Source organism: Streptomyces sp. NPDC037288 (assembly GCF_055603265.1).
In genome coordinates this window covers 98,388-124,435 of the sequence record NZ_JBVJVY010000011.1, presented here as the reverse complement: position 1 = coordinate 124,435, position 26,048 = coordinate 98,388, and the positions used below count along the sequence as shown (strand labels likewise).

The window sequence follows — 26,048 nt, the reverse complement described above, 5'->3', positions numbered from 1 at the left end:
CGCGGATGCGGCTCAGTACGACGAGCCGGAAGCGCCCAGCGAACCCGTCGGGTGCCAGACCGTCTTGGTCTCCAGGAACGCCGTCATCCGGTCGATGCCCGGCGTCTCGAGGTAATCCACAGGCTGTGGACGCAGTACGCGCTTCAGGTTGTCCGCCGCCGCGATCTCCAGCTCCTTCGCCAGCTCCTCGCCGGCGCCCGCGAGGTCGATCGCGTTGACGTCCTGGTGCGCGGCCAGCGGCGCCGCGATCTCCGCCGTACGGCCGGACAGGACGTTGACCACGCCGCCCGGGACGTCGGAGGTGGCCAGGACCTCGCCCAGGGAGAGGGCGGGCAGCGGGGCCTTCTCCGAGGCGACCACGACCGCCGTGTTGCCGGTGGCGATCACGGGGGCCACGACCGACACCAGGCCCAGGAAGGACGAGTCCTGCGGGGCCAGGACGGCGACCACGCCGGTCGGCTCGGGCGAGGAGAGGTTGAAGTACGGGCCCGCGACCGGGTTGGCGCCGCCGATCACCTGGGCGATCTTGTCGGTCCAGCCCGCGTACCAGACCCAGCGGTCGATGGTCGCGTCCACGACCGCGGCGGCCTTCGACTTCGACAGGCCCTCGGCGTCCGCGACCTCGCGCACGAACTGCTCCCGGCGGCCCTCCAGCATCTCCGCGACGCGGTAGAGGACCTGGCCGCGGTTGTAGGCGGTCGCGCCGGACCAGCCGCCGAACGCCTTGCGCGCGGCCACGACCGCGTCCCGGGCGTCCTTGCGGGAGGACAGGGGGGCGTTCGCCAGCCAGTTGCCCTTCGAGTCGCTCACCTCGTACACCCGGCCGCTCTCGGAACGCGGGAACTTCCCGCCGACGTACAGCTTGTAGGTCTTGAAGACGCTCAAACGGTCAGACATCGAGGTACGCCTCCAGGCCGTGGCGGCCGCCCTCGCGGCCGAAGCCCGACTCCTTGTAGCCGCCGAACGGCGAGGTCGGGTCGAACTTGTTGAACGTGTTGGACCAGACGACGCCGGCGCGCAGCTTGTTCGCGACGGCCAGGATCCGGGAGCCCTTCTCGGTCCAGATGCCGGCGGAAAGGCCGTACTGGGTGTTGTTGGCCTTGGCGACGGCCTCGTCGGGCGTGCGGAAGGTCAGGACCGACAGCACCGGGCCGAAGATCTCGTCGCGGGCGATGGTGTGCGCCTGGGTGACGTTCGTGAACAGCGTCGGGGCGAACCAGTAGCCGGAGGCCGGCAGCTCGCAGGCCGGGGACCAGCGCTCGGCGCCCTCCGCCTCGCCCCGCTCGGCCAGCGTGGTGATCCGGGCCAGCTGCTCGGCGGAGTTGATCGCACCGATGTCGGTGTTCTTGTCCAGCGGGTCGCCGAGGCGGAGGGTGGAGAGCCTGCGCTTCAGGGACTCCAGCAGCTCGTCCTGGATCGACTCCTGGACGAGCAGGCGGCTGCCCGCGCAGCAGACCTGGCCCTGGTTGAAGAAGATCCCGTTGACGATCCCTTCCACCGCCTGGTCGATCGGGGCGTCGTCGAAGACGATGTTGGCGCCCTTGCCGCCCAGTTCGAGGGTGAGCTTCTTGCGGGTGCCCGCGACGGTCCGCGCGATCGCCTTGCCCACGGCCGTGGAGCCGGTGAAGGCCACCTTGTTCACGTCCGGGTGCGCGACCAGCGCGGCGCCCGTGTCGCCGTAGCCCGGGAGGATGTTGACGACACCCCTGGGCAGGCCGGCCTGGCGGCAGATGTCCGCGAAGAACAGGGCGGAGAGGGGCGTCGTCTCGGCGGGCTTCAGGACGACCGTGTTGCCGGTCGCCAGGGCCGGGGCGATCTTCCAGGCCAGCATCAGGAGCGGGAAGTTCCAGGGGATGACCTGGCCGGCCACGCCCAGCGGACGCGGGTTCGCGCCGTAGCCGGCGTGGTCGAGCTTGTCGGCCCAGCCCGCGTAGTAGAAGAAGTGCGCGGCCACGAGCGGCAGGTCGGCGTCGCGCGTCTCCTTGATCGGCTTGCCGTTGTCCAGCGTCTCCAGGACGGCCAGCTCGCGGCTGCGCTCCTGGATGATGCGGGCGATGCGGAAGAGGTACTTGGCGCGCTCGGAGCCGGGCAGCGCGGACCACTTCTCGAAGGCCCTGCGGGCGGCCTTCACCGCACGGTCGACGTCCTCGGAACCGGCCTGGGCGACCTCCGAGAGGACCTCCTCCGTCGACGGCGAGACGGTCTTGAAGACCTTGCCGTCGGCCGCGTCGGCGAACTCGCCGTCGATGAACAGGCCGTAGGAGGGGGCGATGTCGACGACCGAGCGGGACTCGGGCGCCGGCGCGTACTCGAATGCGGAAGACCGCTTTTCCGTGATCTTTTCGGTCATGGTGATCAGTCCACCGTCACGTAGTCAGGGCCGGAGTAGCGGCCGGTAGCCAGCTTCTGACGCTGCATCAGCAGGTCGTTCAGGAGCGAGGAGGCGCCGAAGCGGAACCAGTGGTTGTCCAGCCAGTCCGCGCCGGCCGTCTCGTTGACGAGGACGAGGAACTTGATGGCGTCCTTGGAGGTGCGGATGCCGCCCGCGGGCTTCACGCCGACCTGGACGCCGGTCTGGGCGCGGAAGTCCCGTACCGCCTCCAGCATGAGGAGCGTGTTCGCGGGGGTGGCGTTGACGGCCACCTTGCCGGTCGAGGTCTTGATGAAGTCGGCACCGGCGAGCATGCCGAGCCAGGAGGCGCGCCGGATGTTGTCGTACGTCGACAGCTCGCCGGTCTCGAAGATGACCTTCAGGCGGGCGCTGTCGCCGCAGGCCTCCTTCACGGCGACGATCTCGTCGTACACCTTCAGGTACTTGCCGGCCAGGAACGCGCCCCGGTCGATGACCATGTCGATCTCGTCGGCGCCCGCGGCGACGGCGTCACGGACGTCGGCCAGCTTGATGTCGAGGGCGGCGCGGCCGGCCGGGAAGGCGGTGGCGACCGAGGCGACCTTCACGCCGGAGCCGGCGACGGCCTCCTTGGCGGCGGCCACCATGTCGGGGTACACGCAGACCGCGGCCGTGGTCGGGGTCGTACGGTCCGTCGGGTCGGGGTGGACCGCCTTGGCGCCGAGCGCCCGGACCTTGCCCGGGGTGTCCGCGCCTTCCAGCGTCGTCAGGTCGACCATCGAGATGGCGAGGTCGATGGCGTACGCCTTCGCGGTGGTCTTGATGGAACGGGTGCCGAGAGATGCGGCGCGCGCCTCCAGGCCGACCGCGTCGACGCCGGGCAGCCCGTGCAGGAAGCGGCGCAGCGTGCTGTCGGACGCGGTGACATCCGAGAGAACGTGAGCTGTGGGTGCGGTAGTGGGCATGGTCACCAGACGAGCATATCTACGCGCGTAGCGAATGTATAGCCCCGGGGCGCGGTCGGCGCTCATCTTCCACCTGAAGATCACGGATGAGCGCCGGTGCCGGGCCGCGTGGAGGCACCGGCGGCGGCGTCGTGCAGAATCGGGACCATGACGACCCCGGACCACCAGTCACCCGCGTCACAGCCTCCGGTGCCCACCCACCAGGACCGGATCTATCGCTCGCCCATGGCGCTCGCGGGCGGCGTGCTGCTGCTCCTCGTCGTCGGCTGGCTCGGCTTCGACGCGCTGTTCCAGGGCCACGGCCGCACCCCGTGGCTGGCGCTCGCCGGAATGATCCTGGCGGTGCCGCTGGTGATCGCCTTCACCCTCCGCCCGGCGGTCTTCGCGGGCGAGGACCGGCTGCGGATCCGCAACCCGTTCCGGGTGATCAACCTGCCCTGGGGCGAGGTCGCCTCGCTGCGCTCCGGCTACTCCAACGAGGTCGTCGCCAGGTCCGGCACCAAGTACCAGCTGTGGTCCATTCCCGTCTCGCTGCGGGCCCGCAAGAAGGCGGAGGCGCGCAAGGCGCGGGCGGCGGCGGAGGCGGCGAGCGGCGCGGGGGCGGCGAGCCGGGGAACCGGCGGCCTGGGCGCCCTCGGCGGTGCCGGCCGCACCGGTGCCACGACCGGACCGACCCGCGCGGAGACCGACCAGGTCATGGACGAGCTGCGGGAACTGCTGGACCGGCGGGGCGAGGCGGAGTCCGCACAGGGAGAGGTCACCGTGCGGTGGGCGTACGAGGTGATCGCACCGGCGCTGGCGGGGGCGGTTCTGTTCGCGATTCTGCTGGCCACGGGCTGAGGGTTCCGGCAGGAGGGGCGAGGGCCGGGGACGCGGTCGCGCCTCGTGCGCACGCCGGACGAGCCCGGCGAGGAACGGAAAAACGGGGTGCCCCGAGTCGGGGCACCCCGTTTTCGGTGTCCGGGTCAGATGCCGGCCGCCGCCGACAGGTCCCGCTTGATCGTGGTCAGGAGTTCCGTCGCGCGGGCCCGGGCGGCCGGCAGGCCGGTGTGGGCGGCGACCGGTACGACGACCTCCAGGTAGCACTTCAGCTTCGGCTCGGTGCCGCTCGGGCGGACGATCACGCGGGCGCCGTCGAGGGTGTAGCGCAGGCCGTCCGTGGGGGGCAGTCTGTCGGTGCCCCGGGTCAGGTCCTCGGCGCGGGTGATGGGCAGGCCGGCCAGCTCGGTCGGCGGCTGCTCGCGCAGGCGGCGCATCGCGTCGGCGATGAGGGAGAGGTCCTGGACGCGGACCGAGAGCTGGTCGGTGGCGTGCAGGCCGTGTTCCACGGCGAGGTCGTCGAGGAGGTCGAGGAGGGTGCGGTTCTCCGACTTCAGCTGCGAGGCCAGCTCGGTGATCAGCAGGGCCGCCGTGATGCCGTCCTTGTCGCGTACGCCCTCGGGGTCCACGCAGTAGCCGAGGGCCTCCTCGTAGCCGTAGCGCAGGCCGTCCACGCGGGCGATCCACTTGAAGCCGGTCAGCGTCTCCTCGTAGGGGAGGTTCGCCTTCTCCGCGATGCGGCCGAGGAGGGAGGAGGAGACGATCGACTCCGCGAAGGTGCCCTGCGCCCCGCGCCGGACCAGGTGGGCGGCGAGGAGCGCCCCGACCTCGTCGCCGCGCAGCATGCGCCAGTCGCCGCCGTCCTTGACGGCCACGGCGCAGCGGTCCGCGTCGGGGTCGTTGGCGATGATCAGGTCCGGGTCGGTCGCGCGGGCCTGGGCGAAGGCGAGGTCCATCGCGCCCGGCTCCTCCGGGTTGGGGAACGCCACCGTCGGGAAGTCGGGGTCCGGCTCGGCCTGCTCGGCGACCAGCACCGGACCGGGGAAGCCGGCGCGGGCGAACGCGGCGAGCAGGACGTCCTTGCCGACGCCGTGCATGGCCGTGTAGACGGTGCGGGCGGTGCGGGGGGAGGCGGGGGACAGTACGGCGTCCGTGCGGGCGAGGTAGGCCTCCAGGACCGTGTCGTCCAGGGTCTCCCAGCCGGCCTCCGGGCGGGGGACGTCGTTCAGGGAGGCGATCGCGTCGATCTCGGCGGCGATCTCCGCGTCGGCCGGCGGCACGATCTGGGAGCCGTCGCCGAGGTAGACCTTGTAACCGTTGTCCCGGGGCGGGTTGTGGCTGGCGGTGACCTCGACGCCCGCGACCGCGCCGAGGTGCCTTATGGCGAAGGCCAGGACGGGGGTGGGGAGGGGGCGGGGGAGCACGGCCGCGCGCAGGCCGGCGCCGGTCATGACGGCGGCGGTGTCCCGGGCGAAGTCGGCGGACTTGTGGCGGGCGTCGTAGCCGATGACGACGACTCCGTCGGTCTGGCCCTTGTTCTTCAGGTACGCGGCGAGGCCGGCCGCGGCGCGGATGACGACCGAGCGGTTCATGCGCATCGGGCCCGCGCCCAGCTCGCCTCGCAGGCCGGCGGTGCCGAATTGCAGCGTGCCGCTGAAGCGGGCGGTCAGCTCCGCTGCGTCGCCGGCCTCGATCAGCTTGGCCAGTTCGTCGCGAGTCTCCTGGTCGGGATCCTCGGCGAGCCAGGCCTTGGCCCGGGCGATGAGATCGTCGTGCACCTTGGGATCAACCTCTCCGTGTTTGCCTGGTCCACTGGGGTTCCGCCCCCAGCCCCGTTTCCCGTCCGCCCGCCCGAAACCGTCGGCCGGCAGGCGGGCGGACGGGCTTGGCGGCGCTTACAGCTTGCCCAGCACCTGGCCCAGCAGCTCGCCCATGCGTGCGGCCGAGTCGCGGCCCGCCTGGAGGACCTCCTCGTGGTTGAGGGGCTCGCCGGTCATGCCGGCCGCCAGGTTGGTGACCAGGGAGATGCCCAGCACCTCGGCGCCGGCCTCGCGGGCGGCGATGGCCTCCAGGACGGTGGACATGCCGACCAGGTCCGCGCCGATGACACGGGCCATGCGGATCTCGGCCGGGGTCTCGTAGTGCGGGCCGGGGAACTGCGCGTAGACGCCCTCCTCCAGGGAGGGGTCGATCTCCTTGCACAGGGCGCGCAGGCGCGGGGAGTACAGGTCCGTCAGGTCGACGAAGTTGGCGCCGACGATCGGGGACGTGGCCGTGAGGTTGATGTGGTCGCTGATCAGGACCGGCTGGCCGGGGCGCATGCCCTCGCGCAGGCCGCCGCAGCCGTTGGTGAGGACCACCGTCTTGCAGCCGGCCGCCACGGCGGTGCGGACGCCGTGGGCCACGGCGGCCACGCCACGGCCCTCGTAGTAGTGGGTGCGGCCCAGGAAGACCAGCGCGCGCTTGTCACCGAAGGAGTACGAGCGGACCTTGCCGCCGTGCCCCGCGACGGCCGGCGGCGGGAAGCCGGGCAGCTCGGTGACCTGGAACTCGGCGTCGGGTGCGCCCAGGGCGTCGACGGCCGGAGCCCAGCCGGAGCCCATCACGAGGGCGACGTCGTGGGTCTCGGCGCCGGTGAGTTCGCGCAGGCGCGCGGCGGCGGCGTCGGCGGCGGCGTAGGGGTCGCCCTGGATGTCGTCCGGAAGAAGAGATGCGTTCACGCCGACGAGGGTAGCTCGTCTTCGCCTACGCGCGTAGATGACGGAGCTCACGGGATTGGAATCGTTGCCTTGTCGTTTTCCACAAACAGCAGGCAAACCGGCGGGAAGCCACCGGAGGGGCGTCAGCAGGGGCGCTTGCGGAGTTCCATCACGTAGTCGTGGGGTGCCCCGGCGGACTCCGCCGCGTCGGCGATCTCGCCCAGGTAGTGCGCCGAGGGCAGGCCGCCCTCGTAGCCGTTGAGGACGTACGTCCACGCCGCCTCCTCGCCGTCGAGGGTGTGCACGCGCACCCGCATACGGCGGTAGAGGTCGTCTTCCACGCCTTCCCACCGGTCGAGGGGCTCCTCGTCCATGGGTGCGATGTCGTACAGGCCGACGAAGACCTGCGCGAGCGGGTCCTCGACGATCGTCGCCAGCGCGCCCTCCCCGCCCGGCTGCTCGCCGCCGAACGTCAGCCGCCAGCCGTTCAGCCAGCCCGTGGCGCGCAGTGGGGAGTGCGGGGCGCGGAAGGACATCAGGCCCGCGTCGAGGTTGCCGGCGTACGCGGCATAGAGCGACATGGAGAGAGGGTACGGCAGGGGAAACGCCGGTCACCCGTGTCCCAGCCGAAGCTTCCGTGCGCCCCGGGGCAGTAGCACCTTGAAGGGTGCGGGACAATGGAGTACGTGACTCGGATCGTGATCATCGGTGGCGGACCCGGCGGATACGAAGCGGCCCTGGTGGCCGCCCAGCTCGGTGCGGAGGTGACCGTCGTCGACTGCGACGGTCTGGGCGGAGCGTCGGTGCTGACCGACTGCGTGCCGTCGAAGACGCTCATCGCTACGGCCGAGGTGATGACCACCTTCGATTCGTCGTACGAAGAGCTGGGGATCATCGTCGCCGACGACACGCCGCCGCTGGAGCAGGCCGCCCGGGTGGTCGGGGTGGATCTGGGGAAGGTCAACCGCCGTGTGAAGCGGCTGGCCCTCGCCCAGTCCCACGACATCACCGCCTCCGTCACGCGTGCCGGCGCCCGGGTCATGCGCGGCCGCGGCCGGCTGGACGGCATGCAGGCCCTCGACGGGTCCCGGAAGGTCGTCGTCACCGCCGCCGACGGCACCGAGGAGACCCTCACCGCCGACGCCGTCCTCATCGCCACCGGTGGTCACCCGCGCGAGCTGCCCGACGCCCAGCCCGACGGCGAGCGCATCCTGAACTGGACCCAGGTCTACGACCTCACCGAGTTGCCGGAAGAGCTGATCGTGGTCGGCTCCGGTGTGACCGGTGCCGAGTTCGCCGGTGCCTACCAGGCCCTCGGGTCCAAGGTCACCCTCGTGTCGTCCCGGGACCGTGTGCTGCCGGGCGAGGACCCGGACGCCGCCGCCGTGCTGGAGGACGTCTTCCGGCGCCGCGGCATGAACGTCATGGCCCGTTCCCGTGCGCAGTCCGCCAAGCGCGTCGGCGACCGGGTCGAGGTGGCGCTGGCCGACGGGCGTGTCATCAGCGGCACACACTGTCTGATGGCCGTCGGCGCCATTCCGAACAGTGCGGGGCTCGGCCTGGAGGAGGCCGGTGTCAAGCTGCGCGAGTCTGGGCACATCTGGACCGACAAGGTGTCCAGGACGACCGCTCCGGGCGTCTATGCGGCCGGTGACGTGACCGGTGTCTTCGCCCTCGCGTCCGTCGCCGCCATGCAGGGACGTATCGCCATGTACCACTTCCTCGGCGACGCGGTGGCCCCGCTGAACCTGAAGACGGTCTCCTCCAACGTCTTCACCGACCCCGAGATCGCCACCGTCGGCTACAGCCAGGCGGACGTGGACGGGGGCAAGATCGACGCCCGGGTCGTCAAGCTGCCCCTGCTGCGCAACCCGCGCGCCAAGATGCAGGGCATCCGGGACGGCTTCGTGAAGATCTTCTGCCGGCCGGGTACGGGCATCGTCGTCGGCGGTGTGGTCGTCGCGCCCCGCGCCTCGGAACTGATCCACCCCATCTCGATCGCCGTCGACAACAATCTGACGGTCGAACAGATCGCGAACGCGTTCACGGTGTACCCCTCCCTTTCGGGGTCGATCGCCGAGGTGGCCCGGCAGCTGCACACCCGCAAGGCGGGCGCGGAGGCCTGACGGCCGGATCCGACTTCCCGCTGGTCACGGGGAGTTGCCGCGTGTGCGTACGGCATAGTCGGGGCGGGTAGGTCCTATACCACTTCCCGCCCCACCATGCGAACAACTTCTGTTATTCGGCGCAAACTGCTGAAACCAGACGGTCGCTGGGGTTACTGTCAGTTTCGTGTTCGCTGCTGAACGTCGCCAATTGATCCTCGAAATGGTGCGAGCGAACGGTGCCGTGTCGCTCCGTGAGCTCGCCCGCGTCGTCCAGACCTCCGAAGTGACCGTACGGCGGGACGTGCGGGCACTGGAGGCAGAAGGACTCCTCGACCGCCGACATGGCGGTGCGGTACTACCGGGCGGGTTCACGCGAGAATCCGGCTTCCCGCAGAAGTCCCATCTCGCGACCGCCGAGAAGACGGCCATCGCCGACCTCGCGGCGGGCCTCGTCGAAGAGGGCGAGGCCATCGTGGTCGGCGCGGGTACCACCACGCAGGAGCTGGCCCGCCGGCTCGCGCGGGTGCCCGGCCTGACCGTCGTCACCAACTCGTTGCTGGTGGCCCAGGCGTTGGCCCATGCCAACCGGGTGGAGGTCGTGATGACCGGCGGCACCCTGCGCGGCTCCAACTACGCCCTCGTCGGCTCCGGCGCGGAGCAGTCCCTGCAGGGGCTGCGCGTGTCGAAGGCCTTCCTGTCCGGCAGTGGGCTCACCGCCGAGCGCGGGCTGTCCACGTCCAACATGCTCTCGGCGTCCGTCGACCGGGCGCTGGTGCAGGCCGCCGCGGAGGTCGTGGTCCTCGCCGACCACACCAAGCTCGGCACGGACACGATGTTCCAGACCGTGCCGACCGACGTCATCACCCGCCTGGTCACCGACGAGCCGCCCGCGAACGACGACCGAGCCGGCATGGAGTTGCAGGCTCTCGCCGACCAGGGGGTGCAGATCGCCGTGGCGGGGGCGAGCGGAGCGGGAGCCCCTTCGGGGGGTGAACAGGCCCCGGCGCGTCGTGCTCCGCTGCCGGGGCCGCGCAGGGGGATGGGGCTTCGGTCGGGGGCGGGGTTCGGGGAGCCGACGGGGGCTGAGCGGGGCCGAGTGGCCGACCTTCGCAGGCGCTGAGGGTGCCTCATCGCCGTAGGACCTGCGGCAGTTGAAAAGGGCGACGCCCGGTGGACCGAACCAGTCGGTCCACCGGGCGTCACTGTGAAGCCTGCGTCAGTCCTTGATCTCGCAGATCACCGCGCCGGAGGTGACGGAGGCGCCGACCTCGGCGTTCAGGCCCTTGATGGTGCCCGCCTTGTGGGCGTTCAGGGGCTGTTCCATCTTCATGGCCTCCAGGACCACGACCAGGTCGCCCTCCTTGACCTCCTGGCCCTCCTCGACCGCGACCTTGACGATCGTGCCCTGCATCGGGGAGGCGAGGGTGTCGCCGGAGGCGACGGGGCCGGACTTCTTGGCCGCGCGGCGCTTCGGCTTGGCGCCGGCCGCGAGGCCGGTGCGGGCCAGGGACATGCCGAGGGACGAGGGCAGGGAGACCTCCAGGCGCTTGCCGCCGACCTCGACGACGACCGTCTCGCGGCCCGCGTCCTCCTCCGCCTCGGTGTCGGCGGGGGCGGCGAAGGCCTTGATCTCGTTGACGAACTCGGTCTCGATCCAGCGGGTGTGGACCGTGAACGGGTCGGTGGAGCCGGTCAGCTCGGGAGCGAACGCCGGGTCCCTGACCACCACGCGGTGGAAGGGGATCGCCGTCGCCATGCCCTCGACCTGGAACTCGTCCAGCGCGCGGGCGGCCCGCTCCAGGGCCTCCTTGCGGGTGCGGCCGGTCACGATCAGCTTGGCGAGCAGTGAGTCCCACGCCGGGCCGATGACCGAGCCGGACTCCACGCCCGCGTCCAGGCGGACACCGGGGCCGGACGGCGGGGCGAACGTGGTGACCGTGCCGGGGGCCGGGAGGAAGTTGCGGCCCGGGTCCTCGCCGTTGATGCGGAACTCGAACGAGTGACCGCGCAGCACCGGGTCGTCGTAACCCAGCTCCTCGCCGTCGGCGATGCGGAACATCTCGCGGACCAGGTCGATGCCGGCGACCTCCTCGGTCACCGGGTGCTCCACCTGGAGGCGGGTGTTCACCTCCAGGAAGGAGATCGTGCCGTCCTGGCCGACCAGGAACTCACAGGTGCCGGCTCCCTCGTAGCCGGCCTCCTTCAGGATGGCCTTCGAGGCCCGGTACAGCTCGGCGACCTGCTCGTCGGACAGGAACGGCGCGGGGGCCTCCTCGACCAGCTTCTGGTGGCGGCGCTGCAGGGAGCAGTCACGGGTGGAGACGACGACCACGTTGCCGTGTTTGTCGGCCAGGCACTGGGTCTCGACGTGCCGCGGACGGTCCAGGTAGCGCTCGACGAAGCACTCGCCGCGGCCGAAGGCGGCGACCGCCTCGCGCACCGCCGACTCGTACAGCTCGGGGACCTCCTCGAGGGTCCGGGCGACCTTCAGACCGCGGCCACCGCCACCGAAGGCGGCCTTGATCGCGATCGGCAGGCCGTGCTCCTCCGCGAAGGCCACGACCTCCCCGGCGCCGCTCACCGGATCGGGTGTACCGGCCACCAGCGGGGCACCGGCGCGCTGGGCGATGTGCCGGGCGGCGACCTTGTCACCCAGATCGCGGATCGCGTGCGGCGGCGGGCCGATCCAGATCAGACCGGCGTCCAGGACCGCCTGCGCGAACTCGGCGTTCTCCGAGAGGAATCCGTACCCCGGATGGACGGCGTCCGCGCCGGACTCGCGCGCCGCGTTCAGGATCTTGTCGATGACCAGGTAGCTGGTGGCCGGGGTGTCACCGCCCAGGGCAAACGCCTCATCCGCGGCGCGGACATGCAGAGCGTCCCGGTCCGGGTCGGCGTATACGGCCACGCTCGCGATCCCGGCGTCCCGACAGGCCCGGGCCACGCGGACAGCGATTTCGCCACGGTTGGCGATGAGCACCTTGCGCACGATTGAGGCTCCCTCCTTGAAACAAGCCGAGTTTAGGGACTGCCGACACGGCACTTCGACCCGTCCCCAATGGTGAGCTTGCCCACACGGAGCGTGATCCGAGGCTCGCTCGACCCGCGAAAAGCCTTGTCGCACCTTGGATACGCAGGACTCCTCGCGGAAACCCTAGCCCCGCCATGTGGTCAAGGTCTCTGTGAGAGCGTGCTGCGGCCCACTCAGTTTCTTTGTCGAGTCCCTACGAATGGCCCAATGATTCTTTGCCGGCGCACGAACCCTTGTCCCGGGGTTTACCCGTTAGTAGCGTTCGCTATGGCTCGAACGTACCTGGGGTAACAAGCAGCTGGCTCGAGAGTGGGTGGGGACCGGTGGTGCGCAGACCGGTGGCATGGGTCGTGGCGGTCGTCCTTCTGGCGGAGGGCGTCTTCATCGCCGCGCTGAACTGGTTCCTCGGAGTGGTGGTCGACCGCCAGGACATGTCCCTGGCCGGCCTCGACCCGTCGACGATGGCGACGTCCTCGAAGGTCGGCGGCGTCGTCTTCGGGCTCTACTTCGCGCTGTGCGCGCTGGTGGCCGTCCTGGTCGCGATACGCGACCGCGCCCCCGCGGGGTTCGGACGCGTCCTGCTGATCAGCGTGGCGGTCGTCCACGGCCTGCTGGGCGCCTTCGCCTGGGGCCTGGTCGGCTGGACGGCGTTCCTGTTCATGGTGGTCGTACTGGGGCTCGTCGTCCTGCTCCTGATGACGTACGACCGTGACGCCGGCCCGCAACGGGGTGCCTCCGGAGGGGGAGCGGGGCAGGACGGCGACGGGAAGACGGAGGCCGAGCCGGCCTCGGGCACGGCTCCGGCCCCGGGAGCGGGCCCGGCGGCCGTACCGGGGCCCCGTACGGAGGCGCCGCAGCGCGGGGACGACGGGCACGGCGAACCGCGGGACTCCGTGCCCGCCCAGGTCACTCGTCCGGCGACCACAACTCCGTGATCCGGACGTTCAGTTCGGCCAGCAGCTTGCGCACCAGGGGCAGGCTGATGCCGATCACGTTGCCGTGGTCGCCCTCGATGCCCTCGATGAACGGCGCCGAACGGCCGTCCAGGGTGAAGGCCCCGGCGACGTAGAGGGGCTCGCCGGACGCCACGTACGCCGCGATCTCCTCGTCGCTGGGCTCACCGAAACGGACGACGGTGGACGCGGTCCCGGACACGTACCGCTTGGCCGCCGTGTCCCAGATGCAGTGCCCCGTCTGGAGGGTGCCGGCCCGCCCGCGCATCGCCTTCCAGCGGGCGGTCGCCTCCTCGGCGTCGGCGGGCTTGCCCAGGGCCTGCCCGTCCAGCTCCAGCACCGAGTCGCAGCCGATCACCAGGGCGCCCCGCACCTCCGGCTTCGCCGCCACGACCGAGGCCTTGGCCTCGGCCAGGGCGAGCGCCAGCTCCGCCGGGGTGGGCGCGGTGACGGCGTCCTCGTCGACGCCGCTGACGATCACCTCGGGTGAGAGGCCGGCCTGCCTCAGCAGGCCCAGCCGGGCGGGGGAGGCGGAGGCGAGGATCAGGCGGCGGCGTGGCGTGGCAGTCATGCGGCCAGGTTAGTCAGGTGTGGTGTCGTTCGGCTCACCTCAGGCCGATGACGAGCATGGCCAGGATCATGGCCAGGGCCATGAAGAGACCGAGCCGCCGCATCATGTCCTGCGCGTCGCGCAGTTCCTTCGGCGGCTCGTCTTCAGGGTCTGACCACAGCATGCCTCCAGCGTGGGGCGTCGGCCGTGGGGGGCGCCTGAGTAGACGTACTCAACTTGGCGCCCCGTCTCGCTCCTAGCCCGGCCAGTAGGTGCGCGTCCACGACGCCGGGCCCGGCTTGGGGAAGCGGGCGGAGGCGATCCTGCCCGGGTCGGACCAGGCGTCCCTGGGGCCGTCCGCGCCGGGCGGCGTCGCCGCTGCCGCCGCGGCGCGGGCGCGGACCACCGCCAGGGCGGCGGCCAGCTCCTCCGGGGTCGGGTTGCCCCGTACGACTTTGATCGTCACAGCGGCTCCTTACAGGGGGATGTTGCCGTGCTTCTTCGGAGGCAGGGATTCCCGCTTGGTGCGCAGCTGACGCAGGCCGCGGACGATGTGGGCGCGGGTGTCGGAGGGCATGATCACCGCGTCGACGTAGCCGCGCTCGGCCGCCACGTAGGGGTTGAGGAGGGTGTCCTCGTACTCCTGGATCAGCCGGGCCCGGGTGCCCTCGACGTCGTCGGCCTCGGCGATGGTGCGGCGGTGCAGGATGTTGACCGCGCCCTGGGCGCCCATGACGGCGATCTGGGCGGTGGGCCAGGCCAGGTTGAGGTCGGCGCCGAGGTGCTTGGAGCCCATGACGTCGTACGCCCCGCCGAAGGCCTTGCGGGTGATGACGGTGATCAGCGGGACCGTCGCCTCCGCGTAGGCGAAGATCAGCTTGGCGCCGCGCCGGATGATGCCGGTGTGCTCCTGGTCGACGCCCGGCAGGAAGCCCGGCACGTCCACGAAGGTCAGCACGGGGATGTTGAAGGCGTCGCAGGTGCGCACGAACCGGGCGGCCTTCTCGGACGCGTCGATGTCCAGGCAGCCGGCGAACTGCATGGGCTGGTTGGCGACGATGCCGACCGGGAAGCCCTCGACCCGCCCGAACCCGGTGAGGATGTTCGGCGCGAACAGGGACTGCGTCTCGAAGAACTCGCCGTCGTCCAGGATGTGTTCGATCACGGTGTGCATGTCGTACGGCTGGTTCGCGCTGTCGGGCACGACGGTGTCCAGCTCGCGGTCCTCGTCGCTGACGGCGAGATCGGCCTCCTCGGGGAAGACCGGGGGCTCGGAGAGGTTGTTGGACGGCAGGTACGACAGCAGCTGCTTGACGTACTCGACGGCGTCCTTCTCGTCGCCGGCCATGTGATGCGCCACACCGGACGCCGTGTTGTGGGTCCTGGCCCCGCCCAGCTCCTCGAAGCCGACGTCCTCGCCGGTGACGGTCTTGATGACGTCCGGGCCGGTGATGAACATGTGCGAGGTCTGGTCGACCATGACCGTGAAGTCGGTGATGGCCGGGGAGTACACGGCTCCGCCGGCACAGGGGCCGACGACCAGGCTGATCTGCGGGATCACGCCGCTGGCGTGGGTGTTGCGGCGGAAGATCTCACCGTAGGCGCCGAGGGAGGCGACGCCTTCCTGGATGCGGGCGCCGCCGGAGTCGTTGATGCCGATGACCGGGCAGCCGGTCTTGAGGGCGAAGTCCATGACCTTGACGATCTTCTGCCCGTAGACCTCGCCCAGCGCCCCGCCGAAGACGGTGAAGTCCTGCGAGAACACGGCGACGGGACGTCCGTCGACGGTCCCGTACCCGGTCACGACACCGTCGCCGTAGGGGCGGTTCCTGTCGAGTCCGAAGTTGGTGGAGCGGTGGCGGGCGAACTCGTCCAGCTCGACGAAGGAGCCCTCGTCGAGGAGGAGTTCGACGCGCTCACGGGCCGTCAGTTTGCCCTTGGCATGCTGCTTCTCGACGGCGCGTTCCGAGCCGGCGTGCGTCGCCTCGTGGATGCGGCGCTGGAGATCCGCCAGCTTGCCAGCGGTCGTGTGGATGTCGATCTCTTCCGGCTCGGACATCGGGATGCGGCTCCCTGCCTGCTCAAAAGGGGGGACGGTTACTCATCCGTAGAGTAGTGCTGGGCCTGCGGGTCGGCAGTGCGGCGTTTCCCACACCTAGGGTGACTTGCATGACGCCGCACAATGCATCAGACGACAGTCGCTGGTCCGATCTGGACCGTCCGCCCCTGAACGCCGCGGCACTGCGGCGCGCACTGGTCCGGGAGGGGGGCCTGTACAGCGCACTGGACGTGGTGCAGCGCACCGGCTCCACCAACTCCGACCTGGTCGCCCGGGCCGCCGCCGGCAAGGCCGAGGAAGGCGCCGTGCTGGTGGCGGAGGAGCAGACGGCGGGCAAGGGGCGCCTGGACCGCCGCTGGACGGCACCGGCGCGCTCGGGCCTGTTCTTCTCCGTGTTCCTGCGGCCCGTCGAGGTCCCGGTGGTGCGGTGGGGCTGGCTGCCGCTGCTCACGGGTGTCGCCGTGTCGACCGGGCTGTCCCGGGCGGCGGGCGTGGACACGGCGCTGAAGTGGCCCAACGACCTGCTGGTGACCGTGGGCGGGGAGGAGCGCAAGGCCGGCGGCATCCTCGCCGAGCGGGCCGGAGAGGACGGTGTGGTCATCGGCGTCGGCATCAACGTCACGCTGCGGGCGCAGGAGCTGCCGGTGCCCCAGGCGGGGTCGCTGGCGCTGGCCGGGGCGGTGACCACGGACCGGGATCCGCTGCTGCGGGCGGTGCTGCGGTCGCTGGAGGACTGGTACGGGCGGTGGCGGCGCGCCGGTGGTGACGCCGCGGTGAGCGGGCTGCAGGAGATGTATGCGGCCGGGTGCGCGACGTTGGGGCGCACGGTGCGGGCGGAGTTGCCCGGGGATCGCGCGCTCGTGGGTGAGGCGGTGGCGGTCGACGGGGACGGCCGGCTGGTCATCGCGACGGAGGCCGGGGTGCGGGAACCTGTGGGGGCGGGGGACATCGTGCATCTGCGTCCCGCGTAGGGGGTGCGGCGCCGGCGGTGCCCCGCGCCGTGCGGGGTGCGCGACCAGCCGTGCACGGTCCGACTCGGCGACGGTGAGGGCACCCCCGGACACGCCCCGACGCGCGGGTCCGGGGGCGCGGCCCCGGGGTAGGCCAGCGGCAACGCCTCCCGGCGCACGCGGCGCCGGGAGGCGTACCGTCGGCCGAACCCGACGGAGTGAGCTGGCGCACACCTGCCGTAGAGTTGAGGCCGGTCGAAACGTGACCGCGGCAGATCGGAAGGGCAGCAGGCGTGACCGTCGACGACACGGGCTCCGGCGCGGGCGCGGACGCCGCCGACCCCGGCGAGGATCCGCTGGCCCTGCGCCTCGAACAGCTCATCCTGGGCGCCGAGCGCCGCTACACCCCGTTCCAGGCGGCCCGTAGCGCCGGCGTCTCCATGGAGCTGGCGTCACGGTTCTGGCGGGCCATGGGCTTCGCCGACATCGGCCAGGCCAAGGCGCTCACCGAGGCCGACGTACTGGCCCTGCGCCGCCTGGCCGGTCTGGTCGAGGCGGGGCTGCTCAGCGAGGCCATGGCGGTGCAGGTGGCCCGGTCCACCGGGCAGACCACCGCCCGGTTGGCCGAGTGGCAGATGGATTCCTTCCTGGAGGGCCTGACCGAGCCGCCCGAGCCGGGAATGACCCGCACCGAGGTGACGTACCCGATCGTCGAGCTGCTCCTGCCCGAGCTGGAGGAGTTCCTGGTCTACGTCTGGCGCCGCCAGCTCGCCGCCTCGGCCGGACGGGTCGTGCAGTCGGCCGACGACGAGGAGATGGTCGACCGGCGGCTCGCCGTCGGCTTCGCCGACCTTGTGGGGTTCACGCGGCTGACCCGCCGGATGGAGGAGGAGGAGCTGGGCGAGCTGGTCGAGGCGTTCGAGACGACCGCCGCCGACCTGGTGGCCGCGCGCGGCGGCAGGCTGATCAAGACCCTCGGCGACGAGGTGCTGTACGCGGCGGACGACGCCGGGATCGCCGCGGACATCGCGCTGCGGCTGGTCGAGACGCTCTCGAACGACGAGACCATGCCGGAGCTGCGGGTCGGCATGGCGTTCGGCACGGTCACCACTCGTATGGGTGATGTCTTCGGTACGACGGTGAACCTGGCCTCCCGGCTGACCTCGATAGCGCCGCGGGACGCCGTGCTGATGGACAGCGCCTTCGCCGAGGAGCTGATCCGCACCGGCGAGGCGCCCGCATCCGAGGCGGAGGCGGCCGAGGCCGCGGCGGCGGCCGAGAAGGAGGGCGAGGAGCCGCCGGTGTACCGCTTCGCGCTCCAGCCCATGTGGCAGCGCCCGGTCCGCGGGCTCGGCGTGGTCGAGCCCTGGCTGCTCACCCGCCGCGACGGCCAGGCGTAGCCCCCTCACCCCCTCGATCCACGCACAGGCCGAGCACCGGCACGCACAGCCCGCCCGGCCCGCCCGGAGCCGGGCCCGCCGTGCTGTGGGTGGGCGCCGGGCTGGTCGGTGTGGACCGCGAGGCGGTCGGGGCAGGAGGCGGGGCGGAGGGCGTCGCCGGGGGCCGCGACGGGTTGCCGTGGGTGGCGGCCGGTCCGCCGGGGGCGGCGCTCGGAGCGGTGGTGCTGCCAGGCGGCGCCGTGGGTGCGGCCGTGTGGGGGCCGGCCCCGGCCGGACGGGGGGTCGTCTCCGGGAGGCTGCGGCCGCCCATGACGGAGGTCGCCGAGGGCAGCGCGGTGGGGGTGGCGGCGACCGTGGCGGCGGTGTGCGCCGCGGGTTCCGTGGCGCCGCCGCCCGCGTCGGGGCGCGGCTCGGCCTCCGCCGTGCCCGGGACGCCGACGCCGGCGTCCGACGCGACCCGGACCAGGCTGAGCACGCCCGCGGCCAGGGCGAGTCCGCCGGCGGCGAGCAGCACTTTGCGGGGGCGCGGCTTGCGGTGCCGTCCGCGTCGTACGGCGGACGCGCCGACCGGCTCGCCCTGGTCCCGCGGCTCCCGCTGCCGCTCCGGCTCCTCTTCCGTACGGGACTGCGCACGTATCGGTGACATGGTTCCCCTCCCCGCCGCGCACCCCCGTATGCCATGGCGGACGCACGCTATGCGTTCCTGTGGGCGATGTGGGGTGAGACGGCCGGGATGTCACTCGAACGGGCGTAGCCCCCTGGGCTTTTCCGAGGCCGGGTACGGCTGCGATGATCGGGCCGACAGTGGTTAACCCGCGTTAACACGTGAGCCGGAGGGTGTCATGAGCGAGGAGCGGTTCGGGGAGTTCGTGCTGGTGCGGCGGCACGGGTTCGTCGCGGAGCTGGTGCTGGACCGGCCCAAGGCCATGAACGCCGTCTCGACGGAGATGGCCCGCTCCCTCGCCGGCGCGTGCACGGCGCTGACCGCCGACCGGGACGCGCGGGTGGTGGTCCTGACCTCGTCCCATGAGCGGGCGTTCTGCGTCGGGGCGGACCTGAAGGAGCGGAACTCCTTCAGCGACGCGGATCTGCTGCGGCAGCGGCCGGTGGCGCGCGGGGCGTACACCGGGGTGCTGGAGCTGCCGATGCCGACGATCGCGGCGGTGCACGGGTTCGCGCTGGGCGGGGGCTTCGAGCTGGCTCTGTCCTGCGACCTGATCGTGGCCGACCGTACGGCGGTGGTGGGGCTGCCGGAGGTGTCCGTGGGGGTGATTCCGGGCGGTGGCGGTACGCAGTTGCTGCCGCGGCGGGTCGGGGCGGCGCGCGCGGCCGAGCTGATCTTCTCGGCGCGGCGGGTGGAGGCGGCCGAGGCGGCCGGGCTGGGGCTGGTCGACCAGGTCGTGGACGCGGGGCGCGATCGTGAGGAGGCCCTCGCGCTGGCCGCCCGTATCGCCGGCAACTCGCCGGTCGGGCTGCGGGCCGCCAAGCGGGCGCTGCGCCTCGGACATGGGCTGGACCTGCGGGCGGGCCTGGAGGTCGAGGACGCCGCGTGGCGCTCGGTGGCGTTCTCGGGGGACCGGGCGGAGGGGGTGGCGGCGTTCAACGAGAAGCGGGCGCCCGCATGGCCGGGGGAGTAGGCGGGCCGCACGGTCCACCTGATCGCCGCACCAATGTCCCGAATCCCCCAAACACTACCTAACCTGGAGTAATGGGCGAGGACAGGCGGCTGGCCGCGGTCGTGGCGCTGGCGCAGGGGATGGCGGCGGCCCACACCCCGCGGGACTCGTGGCAGGCCGCAGCGCTCGGTGCATGCCGGGCGCTGGACGGCGGCTTCGCTGCGCTGTCGGTGTGGGAGCGGGAGCTGGGCCGCCTGCGCGTCCTCGTGAACGTGGGGGACCGGCGCCCGGACGAGGATGAGTTCCCCGAGTCCGAGGCCTACCCGGTGCACCAGTTCCCGGAGATCACCGAGTTCCTGCACGAGCGGTGGGCCGGCGGAGGCGGCCCCAACGCCTGGGTGGAGACCGCAGAGGGGACCGCCGCCGGCACCCCCGGTTACTTCCATCAGCGCGTCGCCGCCCTGCGCCGCAGAGGGCGCGGCTGCTGTGTCGTCGCGCCGGTCGTGCTGCACGGCAGAGCCTGGGGCGAGTTGTACGTCGCCCGCCCCGTCGACGCCCCCGTGTTCGACCGGGGCGACGCCGACTTCGCCACCGTGCTGGCCGCCGTCGTCGCGGCCGGGCTCGCGCAGACCGAGCGGCTGGAGGAGGCCCGCCGGCTCGCGTACACCGACGCCCTCACCGGACTCGCCAACCGCCGCGCCGTGGACGTACGCCTGGAAGAGGCCGTCGAGCGGCACCGTACGGAGGGCGCGGCCGTCAGCCTCGTCGTCTGTGATCTCAACGGGCTGAAGCGGGTCAACGACACCCTCGGGCACGCCGTCGGCGACCGGCTCCTGGAGCGCTTCGGTTCGGTGCTGTCGCTGTGCGGTGCGATGGTGCCGGGTGCGCTCGTGGCGCGGCTCGGCGGGGACGAGTTCTGCCTGCTGGCGGTCGGGTCGCCCGCCGACGACGTGGTCAAGGCCGCCGACGAACTGTGCCGCAGGTCAGGGGAGTTGGAGCTCGGGGAGGGTGTGGCGTGCGGGGTCGCCTCGACCGAGGACCCGATCGGGGAGGTGCACGACGCCCGGCGGCTGTTCCGGCTCGCCGACGCCGCCCAGTACCGGGCCAAGGCCCTGCGTGTCGACCGGCCGGTGGTCGCGGGGCGGGAGGGGCCGCAGGATCCGGTCGTACGGCTGGCGGACGAGCCGCCGCCCTCGCAGGCCGAGCGGCGCCGGTTCAGGGGGCGCCTGCCGTGAGGCGAAGCCCACACGGATCGGTAAGGGGTGCTCCCGTTCCCCACTAGTGACATCCCTGCATTCAATGCGTACGCTCCTGAATATGGATATGCACACTGTGGTGGTGGGGACGTCCGGTGTCACGGCGTCCGACGTTCTCGCCGTGGCGCGCGGCGGTGCCCGCATCGAGCTGTCGGCCGAGGCGGTGGCGGCGCTGGCCGCGGCCCGCGAGATCGTGGACGCCCTGGCGGCCAAACCGGAACCGGTCTACGGCGTCTCCACCGGCTTCGGAGCCCTGGCGACCCGGCACATCAGCCAGGAACTGCGCGCCCAGCTGCAGCGCAACATCGTCCGCTCGCACGCCGCCGGGATGGGGCCGAGGGTGGAGCGTGAGGTCGTACGGGCCCTGATGTTCCTGCGGCTCAAGACGGTCTGCTCCGGGCACACCGGTGTGCGGCCCGAGGTCGCGCAGACCATGGCCGACGTGCTGAACGCCGGGATCACCCCGGTGGTGCACGAGTACGGCTCCCTCGGCTGCTCCGGCGACCTGGCCCCGCTGTCCCACTGCGCCCTGACCCTCATGGGCGAGGGAGAGGCCGAGGGTCCCGACGGTGTCGTACGGCCCGCCGGTGAGCTGCTCGCCGCGCACGGGATCCGGCCCGTCGAACTGCGCGAGAAGGAGGGGCTCGCCCTTCTCAACGGCACCGACGGCATGCTCGGCATGCTGATCATGGCCCTCGCCGACCTCGACACCCTCTACAAGTCCGCCGACGTCACCGCCGCCCTCAGCCTGGAGGCACTCCTCGGCACGGACAAGGTGCTCGCGCCCGAGCTGCACGCCATCCGGCCGCACCCCGGGCAGGGCGCCTCCGCCGCCAACATGCTCGCCGTGCTGAAGGGTTCCCAGCTCACCGGGCACCACCAGGACGACGCGCCCCGCGTCCAGGACGCCTACTCGGTGCGCTGTGCCCCGCAGGTCGCCGGTGCCGGACGCGACACCATGGCGCACGCCCGCCTGGTCGCCGAGCGCGAGCTGGCCTCCGCCGTCGACAACCCGGTGGTGCTGCCCGACGGCCGGGTGGAGTCCAACGGCAACTTCCACGGCGCCCCGGTCGCCTACGTCCTGGACTTCCTCGCCGTCGCCGCCGCGGACCTCGGCTCCATCGCCGAGCGCCGCACCGACCGGCTGCTGGACAAGAACCGCAGCCACGGGCTGCCGCCGTTCCTCGCCGATGACGCGGGTGTCGACTCCGGGCTCATGATCGCCCAGTACACGCAGGCCGCCCTGGTGAGTGAGATGAAGCGGCTCGCCGTACCGGCCTCCGCGGACTCCATCCCGTCCTCCGCGATGCAGGAGGACCACGTGTCCATGGGCTGGTCGGCCGCGCGCAAGCTGCGCACCGCCGTCGGCAACCTCACCCGGATCATCGCCGTCGAGCTGTACGCGGCCACCCGCGCCATCGAGCTGCGCGAGGGCCTCACCCCGGCGCCGGCCTCCCGGGCCGTCATCGAGGCGGTGCGCGCCGCCGGTGTGCAGGGCCCGGGCCCGGACCGGTTCCTGGCGCCCGACCTGGCCGCCGCCGACGCGTTCGTGCGCGGCGGCCACCTCGTCACCGCGGCGGAGTCGGTCACCGGCCCGCTGCAGTAAGGTTCCCGCACGAGACCAGGGGCCCTGCCGCGTGCAGGGCCCCTGCTCCTACGTGTGTTCCCGTGTCGCTTGTCGCCACGTCACTTCAGCTTGGCCTGCTGGGCCTTGACGACCTCCGGCGAGACCGCGTACGCCTTCTTGTCCATCATCGCGCCCAGGTTCATCGTGAAGTAGACCGACAGGGTGTTCCCGGCCCGGACGACCTGGGCGTGGACCGGCGCCGCGTCCCCGTCGTCCGTGTCCGTGGTCGCGGCGAACGCCACCGCCCCGTCCCCGGTGCCCGTGGGCTTCTCCCCGGCGATCTCGGTGAACGTCATCTTCGTCCCCGCCTGCTTGCCGGAGAAGCCGCTCGCGCAGGCCTTCACGGCGGCGGAGACCGACGCGAGGGCCTTCTCGGCGCCGTCTCCGGCGTACGAAGCCAGGGTGACCGTGGTGACGTCCCGGTCCAGGGACTTGTGCATCGCTTCCTCGAACTTCTTCTCGTCGAGGCCGTCCAGCGAGGTCGGCTTGGCCGAGGGAGCCTTCTTCGGGTTCTCCGTGGCGAGCCGGTCGGTCTTCGCCGCCGCCTCGGCCGGCGGAAGCCCGCTCATCACGCGGACCAGCGGCCGGCACGGCGCGTTGTCGGTCGTGATCGGCTTGGCGCGGGCGGCCGGCACCGGGCCCACCTTGTATCCCGGCACCTCGCCCTCGGCGATGACCAGCTTCTCCAACTCCGCGGCGCTCCGCGCCTGCACGGCCGGCTTCGCCGCGTCCTCGCCGGAGCAGCCCGTGACAAGGGCGAGCGACAGCGCACCCACCACCGCGGTGGCGCACCGTCGCACGCCCGATGATCTCTTCATGGGCGAACTATGTGTGCGCTGTCAAAGAACCGTCAAGGGAAATTAAAAACCCATGCGTTCGCGGCGCACCGAATACACCACGAACCCGGCACCGACGCCGAGGAAAAGAGTGCCGCCGACGATGTACGGAGTGGTGTCGCGGCTTCCGGTGTCGGCGAGTTCGGTGTCGTCCGCCGCGTCCCGTGCGCTGTCCGCGGCCGCCTGCGACATCGCCCTGGCCTGCTGTGTCACATGAGTCGTGGCGGTTTCCGTGTTCGCTCTGGCCGGGTCCTGCGAGGCCTTCGCGGACGGGACGAACCACAGCGCGCACAGGAGGGTCCCCGCGGCGGTGGCGGTCAGCAGCGGGCGGCGAGCGAATGACACGGAATATCGATCCCCTTGTGACGCTGGCGAATTGGCCGTGTGGGGTGATGTTAGTGAAAGTCGCGGGTCACAGGAAAGTCACGGGAGGTTTCGATCGTACGCTCGCGCCATGAGCGCTGAAGAGACATCACGTTTTGTACGTCTTCGGGTGGAGCTGGTCCTCGAGGTGCAGGACGAGGACGAGGTGACCAAGGCCGCGCTGCGCCGGCTCGCCCGGGACACGGATCTTCCGGAGTCGGAGCGGGCCCAGGCCGAGGGGGCTGTGACGGACGACACCGCGGAGGCCCTCGCGTATCTCGTGGACCCGTTCGACCTGGTCAGCGAGGTGCCCGGGGTGGAGCTCCAGCAGGCGTCCTGGTCCAGTGAGCGGATCGACTACGACCCTGACTCGCCCGACTGGGACCTCGACGAGGATGATGGGCAGGACGACGAAGAAGAGGACGGCATCGGCTGAGCGTCCCGGGGCACCCATGACCCCGGACGGCAACCGCCGTCCGGGGTTTCGTCGTCTCAGGGGGCGCACGGACGACTTCCGCACCACCGGCCTCGGGCGACCGTGGCGAGCGTGGTGCGCCTAACACATGCGAACCATGTGGAAAGGGACGGACCGCCCGTAGCGTGGATGGTTCGCCACGGGGGCCTCGGGGTTTCACGAATTCGGCAACGATGGAGAAGCGTGTGATGACGGACAGTAAGCGGCGCAAGGGCCTGACGGTCGCGTCCGCACTGCTCGGTGGGGTGCTGGCACTCGCGGGCTGTTCCGGCGGCGGCAACGCCAAGGCGACCGACGGCGGCAAGAACTCGCAGGCGAAGGCCGACGAGGCAGCGGCCAAGAAGTCGTCCGAGGCCCAGATCACCATCACACCCAAGGACGGCTCCGACAACGCATCCATCAACAACTCGGCCGGCGTGAAGGTCGCCAAGGGCACGCTCACCGGCGTCACGATGACCACCCAGGACGGCAAGGCCGTCGCCGGTCAGCTCTCCGCCGACAGGACCAGCTGGAAGCCGACCGTCCAGCTGCAGCGCTCGACCACCTACAAGATCGCCGCAGAGGCCAAGGACGCCCAGGGCCGCATAGCCAACGAGAACGCCTCCTTCACCACGGTCGCCCCGGCCCACAGCTTCATCGGCACCTTCACCCCGGACAACGGCGCGACCGTCGGCGTCGGCATGCCGGTCTCGGTCAACTTCGACAAGGCGATCACCAACAAGGCGGCCGTGCAGAAGGGCATCACGGTCACCTCCAGCAGCGGCCAGGAGGTCGCCTGCCACTGGTTCAACGCCAACCGCATGGACTGCCGTCCGGAGCAGTACTGGAAGGCGGGCTCCACCGTCACTCTGAAGCTCGCGCTCGACGGCGTCGAGGGCGCGCCCGGCATCACCGGCATCCAGCAGAAGACGGTCACCTTCCACATCGGCCGCAACCAGGTCTCCTACGTCGACGCGAAGACCAAGCAGATGAAGGTCACGCAGGACGGCAAGGTCGTCAAGACGATCCCGATCTCCGCCGGCGCCCCCGACCACACCACGTACGAGGGCCAGATGGTGATCTCGGAGAAGTTCAAGCAGACCCGTATGAACGGCGCGACGGTCGGCTTCAAGGACTCCGACGGCAAGGGCGAGTACGACATCAAGGACGTACCGCACGCCATGCGCCTGACCAACTCCGGCACCTTCATCCATGGCAACTACTGGGGTGCGCCGTCCGTCTTCGGCAGCGTCAACACCAGCCACGGCTGCATCGGCCTGCAGGACGTCAAGGGCGCAGGCGACGCGAACACACCGGCCGCCTGGTTCTACGGCAACTCCCTGGTCGGTGACGTCGTGGTCGTCCAGAACACCGGCGACAAGACGGTCGCGCCGGACAACGGCCTCAACGGCTGGAACATGAGCTGGGCCCAGTGGAAGGCCGGTTCGGCCGCCTGACACCCCCTCAACCCCACCGGTGCCGCCCCCCGTCGGGGGCGGCACCGGCGTTTCCGAGCCCTTCACGGGCGGACCGCAGCCTTCTCGGAAGGCCCAGGACAAGGTCCTGCAGTCGCTGTACGGACTGGGTGCGGACATGACGGTCACCAAGGCGGCCACGCCGACCGCCGGCAGCTCCGGACCAGCGAACTCGCCGCCGAGGCACTGCACTCCGTCGGCCTGGTCGTCAAGAAACCCAAGGTGCTGCTCGCCGACGAACCGGCCGGCAACCTCGACGAGGGAATGCGGGACGAGATCATGGACGTACTCGAAACGCCTGTGGCACCCACGACTCCGCGATCGCACAGAAGGTCCCGCGGCCGGCCACCATCACGCGAGGGCAGGATCACGGTGAAGCAGAACGGCAGTTCGCCGGTCTGTAACGGTGTCCCGCCCACGGCGTAACAGTTTCCCGTCGCTCCCTCTTACCCTCCTCTCAACCGTTGAGCCCGCTGAACACCCCCCGGCATACTGCGTGGCCGGGTGAACGGGGAATTCGCCCGGTACTCCGTCTCC

25 protein-coding genes and 1 pseudogene are annotated in these 26,048 nt (G+C 71.5%); 12 read left to right on the top strand and 14 right to left on the bottom strand.

Annotated elements, in window-relative coordinates; genetic code table 11:
• Positions 1 to 12 precede the first annotated feature (12 nt).
• Genes ACZ7GZ_RS15965 through deoC form a run of 3 tightly spaced genes read right to left on the bottom strand, consistent with a single transcriptional unit; the run spans position 13 to position 3,315 of the window.
• On the bottom strand, positions 13 to 897 hold the full coding sequence (locus ACZ7GZ_RS15965; protein ID WP_471024527.1) for an aldehyde dehydrogenase family protein: 885 nt from the start codon (positions 895 to 897) through the stop codon (positions 13 to 15).
• Entirely contained in the window at positions 890 to 2,350 is a 1,461-nt protein-coding gene (locus ACZ7GZ_RS15960; protein ID WP_471024525.1) for an aldehyde dehydrogenase family protein, read from the bottom strand. The genes ACZ7GZ_RS15965 and ACZ7GZ_RS15960 overlap by 8 nt, the downstream gene beginning before the upstream one ends.
• A 5-nt stretch (positions 2,351 to 2,355) precedes the next feature.
• On the bottom strand, positions 2,356 to 3,315 hold the full coding sequence (deoC, locus tag ACZ7GZ_RS15955; RefSeq protein WP_471024645.1) for a deoxyribose-phosphate aldolase: 960 nt from the start codon (positions 3,313 to 3,315) through the stop codon (positions 2,356 to 2,358).
• 147 nt (positions 3,316 to 3,462) lie between these two features.
• On the opposite strand from deoC, the gene ACZ7GZ_RS15950 reads away from it, so the two are divergent.
• On the top strand, positions 3,463 to 4,155 hold the full coding sequence (locus tag ACZ7GZ_RS15950; protein ID WP_471024523.1) for a PH domain-containing protein: 693 nt from the start codon (positions 3,463 to 3,465) through the stop codon (positions 4,153 to 4,155).
• A 125-nt stretch (positions 4,156 to 4,280) separates the two neighbouring features.
• Here the strand turns inward: ACZ7GZ_RS15950 and ACZ7GZ_RS15945 are convergent, their stop codons facing one another.
• The 3 genes from ACZ7GZ_RS15945 to ACZ7GZ_RS15935 form a co-directional block, all read right to left on the bottom strand.
• The gene (locus ACZ7GZ_RS15945) at positions 4,281 to 5,912 is read right to left on the bottom strand and encodes a phospho-sugar mutase (RefSeq protein ID WP_471024522.1); all 1,632 of its coding nucleotides are present in this window, start codon (positions 5,910 to 5,912) and stop codon (positions 4,281 to 4,283) included.
• Positions 5,913 to 6,029: 117 nt separating this feature from the next.
• A complete protein-coding gene (locus ACZ7GZ_RS15940) occupies positions 6,030 to 6,854 on the bottom strand; it encodes a purine-nucleoside phosphorylase (protein ID WP_069779055.1) in 825 nt (274 codons plus the stop codon).
• A 122-nt stretch (positions 6,855 to 6,976) separates the two neighbouring features.
• A complete protein-coding gene (locus tag ACZ7GZ_RS15935) occupies positions 6,977 to 7,414 on the bottom strand; it encodes a gamma-glutamylcyclotransferase family protein (RefSeq protein WP_471024520.1) in 438 nt (145 codons plus the stop codon).
• 96 nt (positions 7,415 to 7,510) lie between these two features.
• Between ACZ7GZ_RS15935 and ACZ7GZ_RS15930 the strand changes: the two genes are divergently transcribed.
• Together ACZ7GZ_RS15930 and ACZ7GZ_RS15925 are read left to right on the top strand one after the other, a co-directional pair.
• The gene (locus ACZ7GZ_RS15930) at positions 7,511 to 8,959 is read left to right on the top strand and encodes an NAD(P)H-quinone dehydrogenase (protein WP_471024518.1); all 1,449 of its coding nucleotides are present in this window, start codon (positions 7,511 to 7,513) and stop codon (positions 8,957 to 8,959) included.
• Between the two features lie 166 nt (positions 8,960 to 9,125).
• A complete protein-coding gene (locus ACZ7GZ_RS15925) occupies positions 9,126 to 10,061 on the top strand; it encodes a DeoR/GlpR family DNA-binding transcription regulator (protein ID WP_471024517.1) in 936 nt (311 codons plus the stop codon).
• A 96-nt stretch (positions 10,062 to 10,157) separates the two neighbouring features.
• Here the strand turns inward: ACZ7GZ_RS15925 and ACZ7GZ_RS15920 are convergent, their stop codons facing one another.
• A complete protein-coding gene (locus tag ACZ7GZ_RS15920; RefSeq protein ID WP_471024516.1) occupies positions 10,158 to 11,930 on the bottom strand; it encodes an acetyl/propionyl/methylcrotonyl-CoA carboxylase subunit alpha in 1,773 nt (590 codons plus the stop codon).
• A gap of 380 nt (positions 11,931 to 12,310) precedes the next feature.
• On the opposite strand from ACZ7GZ_RS15920, the gene ACZ7GZ_RS15915 reads away from it, so the two are divergent.
• Positions 12,311 to 12,907, top strand: a complete 597-nt coding sequence (locus ACZ7GZ_RS15915; RefSeq protein ID WP_471024514.1) for a hypothetical protein — start codon at positions 12,311 to 12,313, stop codon at positions 12,905 to 12,907.
• Here the strand turns inward: ACZ7GZ_RS15915 and ACZ7GZ_RS15910 are convergent.
• The 4 genes from ACZ7GZ_RS15910 to ACZ7GZ_RS15895 form a co-directional block, all read right to left on the bottom strand.
• Positions 12,879 to 13,496, bottom strand: coding sequence for a Maf family protein (locus ACZ7GZ_RS15910; RefSeq protein WP_471024513.1), 618 nt, complete (start codon positions 13,494 to 13,496; stop codon positions 12,879 to 12,881). The genes ACZ7GZ_RS15915 and ACZ7GZ_RS15910 overlap by 29 nt on opposite strands.
• Positions 13,497 to 13,530: 34 nt before the next feature.
• Positions 13,531 to 13,659 carry a morphogenic membrane protein MmpB gene (gene mmpB, locus ACZ7GZ_RS15905; RefSeq protein ID WP_351238713.1) on the bottom strand — a complete coding sequence of 43 codons (129 nt, stop codon included), beginning with the start codon at positions 13,657 to 13,659 and terminating at the stop codon, positions 13,531 to 13,533.
• A 72-nt stretch (positions 13,660 to 13,731) separates the two neighbouring features.
• On the bottom strand, positions 13,732 to 13,941 hold the full coding sequence (locus tag ACZ7GZ_RS15900; protein WP_471024511.1) for an acyl-CoA carboxylase epsilon subunit: 210 nt from the start codon (positions 13,939 to 13,941) through the stop codon (positions 13,732 to 13,734).
• A gap of 9 nt (positions 13,942 to 13,950) precedes the next feature.
• A complete protein-coding gene (locus ACZ7GZ_RS15895; protein WP_471024509.1) occupies positions 13,951 to 15,534 on the bottom strand; it encodes an acyl-CoA carboxylase subunit beta in 1,584 nt (527 codons plus the stop codon).
• A gap of 110 nt (positions 15,535 to 15,644) precedes the next feature.
• On the opposite strand from ACZ7GZ_RS15895, the gene ACZ7GZ_RS15890 reads away from it, so the two are divergent.
• Both ACZ7GZ_RS15890 and ACZ7GZ_RS15885 read left to right on the top strand, forming a co-directional pair.
• Complete coding sequence (locus tag ACZ7GZ_RS15890; protein ID WP_471024508.1) at positions 15,645 to 16,505, top strand: biotin--[acetyl-CoA-carboxylase] ligase; 861 nt, start codon at positions 15,645 to 15,647, stop codon at positions 16,503 to 16,505.
• 272 nt (positions 16,506 to 16,777) lie between these two features.
• Positions 16,778 to 17,884: an adenylate/guanylate cyclase domain-containing protein gene (locus ACZ7GZ_RS15885; RefSeq protein ID WP_471024507.1), complete on the top strand. Its 1,107-nt coding sequence runs from the start codon at positions 16,778 to 16,780 to the stop codon at positions 17,882 to 17,884.
• On the opposite strand, the gene ACZ7GZ_RS15880 is transcribed toward ACZ7GZ_RS15885, so the two are convergent.
• The gene (locus tag ACZ7GZ_RS15880) at positions 17,859 to 18,530 is read right to left on the bottom strand and encodes a hypothetical protein (protein ID WP_471024506.1); all 672 of its coding nucleotides are present in this window, start codon (positions 18,528 to 18,530) and stop codon (positions 17,859 to 17,861) included. The two genes, ACZ7GZ_RS15885 and ACZ7GZ_RS15880, sit on opposite strands and share 26 nt — an antisense overlap.
• A gap of 196 nt (positions 18,531 to 18,726) precedes the next feature.
• Between ACZ7GZ_RS15880 and ACZ7GZ_RS15875 the strand changes: the two genes are divergently transcribed.
• The 3 genes from ACZ7GZ_RS15875 (at position 18,727) to hutH (ending at position 22,362) form a co-directional block, all read left to right on the top strand.
• Positions 18,727 to 19,521, top strand: a complete 795-nt coding sequence (locus ACZ7GZ_RS15875; RefSeq protein ID WP_471024504.1) for an enoyl-CoA hydratase/isomerase family protein — start codon at positions 18,727 to 18,729, stop codon at positions 19,519 to 19,521.
• 71 nt (positions 19,522 to 19,592) lie between these two features.
• Positions 19,593 to 20,735 (top strand): GGDEF domain-containing protein, encoded by a 1,143-nt coding sequence (locus ACZ7GZ_RS15870; protein WP_471024502.1) that lies wholly within the window; start codon positions 19,593 to 19,595, stop codon positions 20,733 to 20,735.
• A gap of 88 nt (positions 20,736 to 20,823) precedes the next feature.
• Positions 20,824 to 22,362: a histidine ammonia-lyase gene (hutH, locus tag ACZ7GZ_RS15865; protein WP_471024644.1), complete on the top strand. Its 1,539-nt coding sequence runs from the start codon at positions 20,824 to 20,826 to the stop codon at positions 22,360 to 22,362.
• Positions 22,363 to 22,442: 80 nt separating this feature from the next.
• Here hutH and ACZ7GZ_RS15860 read toward each other — a convergent pair whose 3' ends face one another.
• Positions 22,443 to 23,201 carry a hypothetical protein gene (locus ACZ7GZ_RS15860; RefSeq protein ID WP_471024501.1) on the bottom strand — a complete coding sequence of 253 codons (759 nt, stop codon included), beginning with the start codon at positions 23,199 to 23,201 and terminating at the stop codon, positions 22,443 to 22,445.
• Positions 23,202 to 23,243: 42 nt separating this feature from the next.
• Entirely contained in the window at positions 23,244 to 23,564 is a 321-nt protein-coding gene (locus tag ACZ7GZ_RS15855) for an LAETG motif-containing sortase-dependent surface protein (protein WP_471024500.1), read from the bottom strand.
• Between the two features lie 109 nt (positions 23,565 to 23,673).
• Here ACZ7GZ_RS15855 and ACZ7GZ_RS15850 point away from each other — a divergent pair, with 109 nt between their 5' ends.
• The 3 genes and pseudogenes from ACZ7GZ_RS15850 to ACZ7GZ_RS15840 all read left to right on the top strand — a co-directional run.
• Positions 23,674 to 24,018, top strand: coding sequence for a hypothetical protein (locus ACZ7GZ_RS15850; RefSeq protein WP_471024499.1), 345 nt, complete (start codon positions 23,674 to 23,676; stop codon positions 24,016 to 24,018).
• A 227-nt stretch (positions 24,019 to 24,245) separates the two neighbouring features.
• Positions 24,246 to 25,493 (top strand): L,D-transpeptidase, encoded by a 1,248-nt coding sequence (locus ACZ7GZ_RS15845; protein WP_471024498.1) that lies wholly within the window; start codon positions 24,246 to 24,248, stop codon positions 25,491 to 25,493.
• A gap of 186 nt (positions 25,494 to 25,679) precedes the next feature.
• A pseudogene (locus ACZ7GZ_RS15840) lies at positions 25,680 to 25,937 on the top strand (hypothetical protein); the annotation flags it as partial.
• Positions 25,938 to 26,048 lie beyond the last annotated feature (111 nt).

Excerpts from the sequence above, each read along its gene's own strand:
- ACZ7GZ_RS15935 (WP_471024520.1), bottom strand. The coding sequence starts at position 7,414 with ATGTCGCTCTATGCCGCGTACGCCGGCAACCTCGACGCGGGCCTGATG.
- hutH (WP_471024644.1), top strand. The coding sequence starts at position 20,824 with ATGCACACTGTGGTGGTGGGGACGTCCGGTGTCACGGCGTCCGACGTT.
- ACZ7GZ_RS15950 (WP_471024523.1), top strand. The coding sequence starts at position 3,463 with ATGACGACCCCGGACCACCAGTCACCCGCGTCACAGCCTCCGGTGCCC.
- ACZ7GZ_RS15965 (WP_471024527.1), bottom strand. The coding sequence starts at position 897 with ATGTCTGACCGTTTGAGCGTCTTCAAGACCTACAAGCTGTACGTCGGC.
- ACZ7GZ_RS15845 (WP_471024498.1), top strand. The coding sequence starts at position 24,246 with ATGACGGACAGTAAGCGGCGCAAGGGCCTGACGGTCGCGTCCGCACTG.
- ACZ7GZ_RS15895 (WP_471024509.1), bottom strand. The coding sequence starts at position 15,534 with ATGTCCGAGCCGGAAGAGATCGACATCCACACGACCGCTGGCAAGCTG.
- ACZ7GZ_RS15890 (WP_471024508.1), top strand. The coding sequence starts at position 15,645 with ATGACGCCGCACAATGCATCAGACGACAGTCGCTGGTCCGATCTGGAC.
- deoC (WP_471024645.1), bottom strand. The coding sequence starts at position 3,315 with ATGCCCACTACCGCACCCACAGCTCACGTTCTCTCGGATGTCACCGCG.
- ACZ7GZ_RS15870 (WP_471024502.1), top strand. The coding sequence starts at position 19,593 with ATGGGCGAGGACAGGCGGCTGGCCGCGGTCGTGGCGCTGGCGCAGGGG.
- ACZ7GZ_RS15960 (WP_471024525.1), bottom strand. The coding sequence starts at position 2,350 with ATGACCGAAAAGATCACGGAAAAGCGGTCTTCCGCATTCGAGTACGCG.
- ACZ7GZ_RS15880 (WP_471024506.1), bottom strand. The coding sequence starts at position 18,530 with ATGTCACCGATACGTGCGCAGTCCCGTACGGAAGAGGAGCCGGAGCGG.
- ACZ7GZ_RS15910 (WP_471024513.1), bottom strand. The coding sequence starts at position 13,496 with ATGACTGCCACGCCACGCCGCCGCCTGATCCTCGCCTCCGCCTCCCCC.
- ACZ7GZ_RS15930 (WP_471024518.1), top strand. The coding sequence starts at position 7,511 with ATGGAGTACGTGACTCGGATCGTGATCATCGGTGGCGGACCCGGCGGA.
- ACZ7GZ_RS15850 (WP_471024499.1), top strand. The coding sequence starts at position 23,674 with ATGAGCGCTGAAGAGACATCACGTTTTGTACGTCTTCGGGTGGAGCTG.
- mmpB (WP_351238713.1), bottom strand. The coding sequence starts at position 13,659 with ATGCTGTGGTCAGACCCTGAAGACGAGCCGCCGAAGGAACTGCGCGAC.
- ACZ7GZ_RS15875 (WP_471024504.1), top strand. The coding sequence starts at position 18,727 with ATGAGCGAGGAGCGGTTCGGGGAGTTCGTGCTGGTGCGGCGGCACGGG.
- ACZ7GZ_RS15860 (WP_471024501.1), bottom strand. The coding sequence starts at position 23,201 with ATGAAGAGATCATCGGGCGTGCGACGGTGCGCCACCGCGGTGGTGGGT.